This window comes from Streptomyces sp. NRRL WC-3605 (assembly GCF_001509795.1).
Lineage (GTDB): Bacteria > Actinomycetota > Actinomycetes > Streptomycetales > Streptomycetaceae > Streptomyces > Streptomyces viridochromogenes.
Genome location: NZ_LLZN01000057.1, coordinates 82378 through 89474, shown reverse-complemented (window position 1 = coordinate 89474; position 7097 = coordinate 82378). Strand labels below are relative to the sequence as shown.

Annotated in this window: 6 protein-coding genes; 1 reads left to right on the top strand and 5 read right to left on the bottom strand. The window is 74.3% G+C overall.

Features of this window, described 5'->3' with window-relative positions:
* Positions 1-155: 155 nt before the first annotated feature.
* The 5 genes from ADL34_RS18305 to ADL34_RS18285 are packed head-to-tail and all read right to left on the bottom strand — an operon-like array spanning position 156 to position 5778.
* Complete coding sequence (locus ADL34_RS18305; protein ID WP_062668811.1) at positions 156-1466, bottom strand: DUF58 domain-containing protein; 1311 nt, start codon at positions 1464-1466, stop codon at positions 156-158.
* The gene (locus ADL34_RS18300) at positions 1466-2455 is read right to left on the bottom strand and encodes an AAA family ATPase (RefSeq protein ID WP_086872004.1); all 990 of its coding nucleotides are present in this window, start codon (positions 2453-2455) and stop codon (positions 1466-1468) included. The genes ADL34_RS18305 and ADL34_RS18300 overlap by 1 nt, the downstream gene beginning before the upstream one ends.
* Positions 2455-3663 (bottom strand): DUF4350 domain-containing protein, encoded by a 1209-nt coding sequence (locus tag ADL34_RS18295; RefSeq protein WP_062668809.1) that lies wholly within the window; start codon positions 3661-3663, stop codon positions 2455-2457. Before ADL34_RS18295 ends, ADL34_RS18300 begins: the two co-directional genes overlap by 1 nt.
* On the bottom strand, positions 3660-4436 hold the full coding sequence (locus ADL34_RS18290; protein WP_062668808.1) for a DUF4129 domain-containing protein: 777 nt from the start codon (positions 4434-4436) through the stop codon (positions 3660-3662). The genes ADL34_RS18295 and ADL34_RS18290 overlap by 4 nt, the downstream gene beginning before the upstream one ends.
* A 4-nt stretch (positions 4437-4440) precedes the next feature.
* Positions 4441-5778, bottom strand: a complete 1338-nt coding sequence (locus ADL34_RS18285) for a glycerophosphoryl diester phosphodiesterase membrane domain-containing protein (protein ID WP_062668807.1) — start codon at positions 5776-5778, stop codon at positions 4441-4443.
* Between the two features lie 140 nt (positions 5779-5918).
* Between ADL34_RS18285 and mtnA the strand changes: the two genes are divergently transcribed.
* Positions 5919-7070, top strand: coding sequence for an S-methyl-5-thioribose-1-phosphate isomerase (gene mtnA / locus ADL34_RS18280; RefSeq protein ID WP_062668806.1), 1152 nt, complete (start codon positions 5919-5921; stop codon positions 7068-7070).
* Positions 7071-7097: the final 27 nt, after the last annotated feature.

The window sequence follows — 7097 nt, the reverse complement described above, 5'->3', positions numbered from 1 at the left end:
GTACTGCAGGGGGGACCCTGTGGGAGAGTAGGACACCGCCGAACAATTTTTGAGAAAGGGCTCACACCTTACGGTGTGGGCCCTTTCTGCATTTCCGGTTCCGCATATATGGCAGGCCCTTTCTGGTAGCAGAGAGGGCCTTTTGCTTTTCTGGGCTACAGGCGGCCGGCCGTCTTGAGGGCCAGGTAGGCGTCGGCCAGGGCCGGGGCGAGGTCGTCCGGGGCCGCGTCCACGACGGTCACGCCGTGGCGGCGCAGCTGTTCCGCCGTGCGGTGGCGTTCGGTCTGGGCCTGGGCCGCCGACGCGGCCTCGTAGACGGCGTCCGTGCGGCCGCGGGCGGTCGCCATGCTCGCGATGTGCGGGTCGGCGACGGAAGCGAGAAGGACCGTGTGGCGCCGGGTCAGTTGAGGAAGGACCGGAAGCAGGCCCTCCTCGATGGGGGCCGCGTCGAGCGCCGTGAGCAGGACGATGAGGGAGTGGCGGAGAGCCGTACGCAGGGCTGTGGACGTGAGTCCTCGTGCGTCCGTCTCGACGAGTTCGGGTTCCACCGAGGCCATCGCGTCGACCAGGGAGGGGAGGACGTCTCGGGCCGTACGGCCCTGGACGAGGGCGCGGACCCGGCGGTCGTAGGCGAGCAGGTCGACGCGGTCGCCGGCCCGTGAGGCCAGGGCGGCCAGCAGGAGGGCGGCGTCCATGGAGGCGTCGAGCCGTGGGGCGTCGCCGACGCGGCCCGCCGAGGTGCGCCCGGTGTCCAGGACGAGGAGGATGTGGCGGTCGCGCTCGGGGCGCCAGGTGCGTACGGCGACGGCGGAGTGCCGGGCGGTCGCCCGCCAGTCGATGGAGCGGGTGTCGTCGCCGGGAACGTATTCGCGCAGGCTGTCGAACTCGGTGCCCTCGCCGCGGGTGATCAGGCTGGTGCGGCCGTCGAGTTCCCGGAGGCGGGCCAGCTTGGAGGGCAGGTGCTTGCGGCTCGTGAAGGGCGGCAGCACGCGGACGGTCCAGGGGACCTTGTGGGTGCCCTGGCGGGCGAACAGGCCGAGGGGGCCGTAGGAGCGGATCGTGACGCGGTCGGCCTGGCGGTCGCCTCGGCGGGTGGGGCGGAGGCGGGTGGTCAGGCGCCGGCGTTCGCCTGGGGGGATCTTCACCCGGTGACGGGAGGACGCGACCTCGGTGCCGGGCTGCCAGCTGCTCGGTGGCCAGGCGTCGCGGAGGTGGGCGCGGAGCGGGCGGTTCGACGGGTTGGTGACCGTCAGGGTGACGTCGGCCGTGTCGCCCAGGCGGACGGAGGTGTCGCCGGAGCGGGTCAGGCGCAGGCGCCGTACGGGGGCCGCGAGGGCGAAGTCGCAGGCGCAGGCGGCGGCCAGGGGCGCGTTGACCGCGAGGATGCCCGTCCAGCCGGGGTCCCAGATGCCGACGGGGAGGGAGCCCAGGGCCGCGAGGAGTGCGGCGCGTCCGGTGAAGGCCATCAGCGCGGCACGGGGACGTGGGCGAGGATCGCGTTGATGACGGAGTCGGCGGTGACGCCCTCCATCTCGGCCTCGGGGCGGAGCTGGACGCGGTGGCGCAGGGTGGGCAGGGCCAGGGCCTTGACGTCGTCGGGGATGACGTAGTCGCGGCCGGTGAGCCAGGCCCAGGCGCGGGCGGTGGCGAGGAGGGCGGTGGCGCCGCGCGGGGAGACGCCGAGGGCCAGCGAGGGCGATTCGCGGGTGGCGCGGCAGATGTCGACGACGTAGGCCGTGATCTCGGGGGAGATCGCGGTCTTGGCGACGGCGGCGCGGGCGGCTTCGAGGTCTGCGGGGCCCGCCACGGGGCGCACGCCGGCGGCGCGCAGGTCGCGTGGGTTGAAGCCCTCGGCGTGGCGGGTGAGGACGTCGATCTCGTCCTGGCGGGACGGCAGCGGGATCGTCAGCTTGAGGAGGAAGCGGTCCAGCTGGGCTTCGGGGAGGGGGTAGGTGCCCTCGTACTCGACGGGGTTCTGTGTCGCGGCGACGAGGAACGGCTCCGGGAGGGGGCGGGGGGTGCCGTCGACGGTGACCTGCCGTTCCTCCATGGCCTCCAGGAGGGAGGACTGGGTCTTCGGCGGGGTGCGGTTGATCTCGTCGGCGAGCAGGAGGTTGGTGAAGACCGGGCCGGGCTGGAAGGAGAACTCGGCGGTGCGGGTGTCGTAGACGAGGGAGCCCGTGACGTCGCTCGGCATGAGGTCCGGGGTGAACTGGACACGCTTGGTGTCGAGTTCGAGGGCCGAGGCGAGCGTGCGGACGAGCAGGGTCTTGGCGACGCCGGGGACGCCTTCGAGGAGGACGTGTCCGCGGCAGAGGAGCGCGACGACGAGGCCGGTCACGGCGGGGTCCTGGCCGACCACGGCTTTGGCGATCTCGGCGCGCAGGGCCTCCAGGGAGGCCCGGGCGGTGCCCTGGTCCCCGGTGTTCCCGGCGTTGTCAGTGGTCGGGTCCATCATGGACGGCGTACCTCTCTTTCGAGGGCGTCGAGTTGGTCGGCGAGGGAGACGAGTGCCGCGTCGTCGCCGGGCGGCGGGCCGAAGAGGAGCGTGTGCAGGGTCTGTCCGTCCCCGTCCCGGCGCAGGTGGGCGGAGAGTGCGGGGAGCAGGGCCTCGGGCGCGTGCGTCTGGGTGAGGGGGACACCTACGAGGGGGGCGAGGCGGATGCGTGTGGTGGAGCGAAGAGCGGTGGCCGCGCGGTCGCGGGCGTTTGCCTTGCGGTAGAGGCGGGCCCGGCCTTCGACGGTCTCGGAGGCGCGGATCGCCACGGGGAGTTTCTCGGGCACCAGGGGGCCCAGTCGGCGTGCCCGCCACAGGGCGGCGACGGCCGCGGCGATGAAGAGCTGCAGCGTGCCCCAGAGCCAGCCCGAGGGGAGCAGGTCGAAGAAGCTGCGCTGGTCGTCCGGGTCGGCGGCCGAGGCGTCGGAGAGCGTGGGGAGGTACCAGACCAGATGGGGGCGGGAGCCGAGGAGTTGGAGGGCGAGCGAGGCGTTGCCCTGCTCGTCGAGGCGGTCGTTGAAGAGGATGTCGGGCGCGCCGATGACGACGGTGTCGCCGGTGCCGTCGCCGCCGGTCTCCGGGATGCGCAGGAGGGTGGCGAGGCGGTTGCTGGGGTAGCACTCGTCGGCGTCGAGGTGGGTGGTGGTGTAGCGGATGCCGCCGGTCTCGGCGGTGCCGGCCCGGCGTGCGGCGGGCAGGGCGCAGTCGGGGGAGAGCGCCGAGTCGAGGCTGTTCGCGGGGTCGGCGGTGACGCCGGGGGCGAGCCGTTCGACCGACGGGCTGCCGGGTGCGACGAGGACCGTGCGGCCTCCGGCGTCGGCGGTCGCCGTGCGCAGCGCCCGCTGCTGTGCGGGGGTGAGCAGGTCGGGGGCGGCGACGAGGAGGGTGGTGTCGGCGTCGGCTGCGGCGCGGGCTCCGCCCAGGGTGGTGACGACGTTCGTGTCCACCCCGCCGTCGGCGAGGAGTTCGGCGACGGCTCTGCTGCCCTGGCGGTCGGCGGAGCGGGGGTCGAGGGTGCCGTGCCGGGCGTCGGAGCGGATCACGGCGATCGCGACGGCCGCCGCGAGCAGGAGGACGACGCCCAGAGCGATGCCCCGGGTGCGGGTCCACACATGACGGGCGGTGGGCGAGGCCGAGGTGGACGGGTGCGTGGCCTCGGTCGTCATCCGGCGGCTCCCTGGTGGTCCTGGGGGCCTGTGCCGGGGGCCTGGGCGGCGAGCTGCGGCTTGGTGGTCTCCAGGTCGCGGTCGAGGGCCGCGAGACTCTGGTACGTCTGCCGGGTCGCGGTCCGTCCGCCGTATGTGACGTCGTCGAAGGCGCGGGCGGCGGCCCGCAGCCGGTCGGCGTGGGCGGGCAGGGGGCGGCCGGCGTCGGCGGCGGCCTCGTCGGCGGTGCGGCCGGGGCGGACGTCGAGGAGGGCGCGTTCCTCCAGGGCGCGGACGATGGCGCGCATGCGTTCCTGGACGGCTCGGTTCCAGTGGCCCTGGGCGGCGTGGGCCTCGGCGGCGGAGCGGTGGTCGGCGGCGCTGCGGGGGCGGTCGTCGAACAGGGCGGCGGACGACGTGGGTTCGCGGCGCGGGGTGCCCAGGCGCCACCACAGCAGGCCGATCACGGCGAGGACGACGAGGATGACGACGACCAGTCCGAGCGGGCCGCCGGGAGTGACGGTCGCGGCGCTGTCGAACAGGTCCTCGACCCAGTCCCAGAAGGTGTCCAGCGCGCGCTGGAACCAGCTGGGGTCGTCCTCGTGGTACATGCTCTTGGACAGCTCGCGCCGGGCCGCCTCCCGCGCGGGGTCGCGCGGCGTGGTCAGCGGCGGCGCGTCGTCCGAGGCCGCCACCGACGCCCGTACGGCGGTGTCACCGGCGCGCACGAGGGCTCGTGCGGCTGCCCCTGGCAGCCCCGGTACCGCTGTGAGAACTCCCCCCGTCGGACTCACCGATTCAGCTCCCCGGGGTGCCGGTGCCGGTGCTCTGGATGCCGGCCGCGCGGGCCAGTTCGAGGTCGAGTGCCTCACGGCGGATGCGCTGGTCGATGTAGAGCAGCACGGTCACGCCGGCCGTGATGGGCAGGGTGATCGTGGAGCCGATCACCGAGCCCACGCCGCTGACGATGAGGAACGTCCAGCCGAACTCGGTGGTCCCGTCGAGGATGCCGGCGGCGCCCTGGCCGCTGACCGCGCCCGCCAGGAACGTGAACGGGATGACGACGATCGCCGCGACGACGTTCGCGATGATCATGGCGAGCAGCTGGATGCCGAACACCCGCCACCAGGCACCCTTGACCAGCTTGGCGGAGCGGCTCAGCGCCTTCTTGATGCCCTGCTTCTCCAGCATCAGCGCGGGGGAGGCGAGCGAGAAGCGGAACCACAGCCACAGCGCGACGACGAAGCCGCCGATCGCGCCGAGGAGGGCGAGGGCGAAGCCCGCGCCCCCGGCGCCCGAGGCGGCCAGGACGATGCCCGGGACGGCGCCCGCCAAGGCCACGCCCAGGGTCATGAGGAGCAGCAGGAACAGCAGGCCGAAGAGGCGCGGAACCTGCGGGCGGGCGTCGCGCCACGCCTCACCGGTGCTGACCGGTTTGCCGAGCACGGCGCGGCTGGTGACGGTCGTCAGCAGGGCGGTGGCGATGACGGTGCCGATCGCCGAGATCAGGAAGATCACGCCGGAGTTGAGCAGCGAGTTGCCCATGGCGCGGGTGAGTTCGTCGAGGGTGGCGCTCGGGTCGTTCAGGGCGTCGGTGCTGACGCGCTCGTCCAGGAGGAAGCCCTGGACGAGGATGACGAGGATCTCCGTCACGACGGCGACGGTCAGGGAGATGCCGAGGACCGTGCGCCAGTGGGTGCGCATGGTGGAGACGGCGCCGTCGAGGATCTCGCCGACGCCCAGGGGGCGCAGCGGGATCACGCCGGGCTTGGCGGCCGGCGGGGGTCCGTTCCAGCCACCGCCCCAGCCGCCGTATCCGCCGGGAGGTCCGTAGCCCTGGGGGGCGCCGCCCCAGCCGCCGGGCGCTCCGGGGCCGGCCGGGGGCCTGGCGCCCCAGCCCGGGCCGGCCGGTGGGGGCGGAGCCTGGCCGGGTGGTGCCTGGGTGCCCGTGGGGGCGGACCACTGGCCCGCCGGGGGCTGCTCCTTGGACCACTTCGGGCCGGGGGCCTGCTGGTCCGCCGGTGGCTGCTGCGCGGAGTCGGCACTGTCGGCGGGCTCGGCGGGACCGGACGCACCGGGTTCCTGCCCGTCGGACGGGGCGGATCCGGGCGAGGCCCAGCCCGGAGTGTCTTTCATCGTCGCTCCTTCACGGTGCCCGTCCGCGGTCGCGGCGGCAGTTCGGCAGCCATCGTGCCATGGGGGCACCGGGGAGGTACCCGCCGAGGTATGGCCTGCTTCCCTTCAATTGTCCGCCGGATGCGGGGCAGACTGACGGCATGGCTGATCAGTACGCGCATTCCGGCGAGGACGACAGGCCGGCCGAGATACCGGCGATCCGGTGGGACGAGCGGCCCGAGGGTCCGGTCGTGGTCCTGCTGGACCAGACGAAACTGCCCGCGGAGGAGGTCGAGCTGGTGTGCACGGACGCCTCCGTGCTGGTGGAGGCGATCCGTTCGCTGGCCGTGCGCGGCGCACCGCTGCTCGGGATCGCCGGGGCGTACGGGGTCGCGCTCGCCGCCGCGCGCGGGTTCGACGTGGACGCCGCCGCCGACGAGCTGGCGGGTGCCCGTCCGACGGCGGTGAACCTCGCGCTCGGGGTACGCAGGGCGCGGGACGCCTACGGTGCCGAGCTCGCCGCGGGCGGGGACGCGCGGCGGGCGGCGTCGGCGGCGCTCGGGGCGGCGCGGGCGCTGCACGCGGAGGACGCCGAGGCGAGCAGCAGGATGGCCGGGCGGGGACTGGCCCTGCTGGACGAGCTGCTGCCCGGCGGCGGGCACCGCATCCTCACGCACTGCAACACCGGGGCGCTGGTGTCGGGCGGTGAGGGCACCGCGTTCGCGGTGGCGCTCGCGGCACACCGGGTGGGGCGGCTGAGGCGGCTGTGGGTGGATGAGACGCGGCCCCTGTTGCAGGGGTCCCGGCTGACGGCGTACGAGGCGGCGCGCACCGGGATGGCGTACACGCTGCTCGCGGACAACGCGGCGGGTTCGCTGTTCGCGGCCGGTGAGGTGGACGCGGTGCTGATCGGGGCGGACCGGATCGCGGCCGACGGTTCGGTGGCGAACAAGGTCGGGAGCTATCCGCTCGCGGTGCTGGCGCGCTACCACCATGTGCCGTTCATCGTGGTGGCGCCGCTGACCACGGTGGATCCGGCGACGCCGGACGGGGCGTCCATCGAGGTGGAGCAGCGTCCGGGCTACGAGGTGACGGAGTTCGCCGCGCCGCAGGCGTCCGTCGTGGGCGGGGGGCCCGGCAGCGGGATCCCCGTGGCGCCGCTGGGGACGCAGGCGTACAACCCGGCGTTCGACGTGACGCCGCCCGAGCTGATCACGGCGATCGTGACGGAGGAGGGCACCGCGTCCCCGGTGACGGCCGAGGCGCTGGCCCAGCTGTGCGCGAAGGCGGGGTCGACGGCCCGAACGACATGATCCAGCCGTGGCGACAGGGTGGGCAGA

Excerpts from the sequence above, each read along its gene's own strand:
- ADL34_RS18305 (WP_062668811.1), bottom strand. The coding sequence starts at position 1,466 with ATGGCCTTCACCGGACGCGCCGCACTCCTCGCGGCCCTGGGCTCCCTC.
- ADL34_RS18300 (WP_086872004.1), bottom strand. The coding sequence starts at position 2,455 with ATGGACCCGACCACTGACAACGCCGGGAACACCGGGGACCAGGGCACC.
- ADL34_RS18295 (WP_062668809.1), bottom strand. The coding sequence starts at position 3,663 with ATGACGACCGAGGCCACGCACCCGTCCACCTCGGCCTCGCCCACCGCC.
- ADL34_RS18285 (WP_062668807.1), bottom strand. The coding sequence starts at position 5,778 with ATGAAAGACACTCCGGGCTGGGCCTCGCCCGGATCCGCCCCGTCCGAC.
- mtnA (WP_062668806.1), top strand. The coding sequence starts at position 5,919 with ATGGCTGATCAGTACGCGCATTCCGGCGAGGACGACAGGCCGGCCGAG.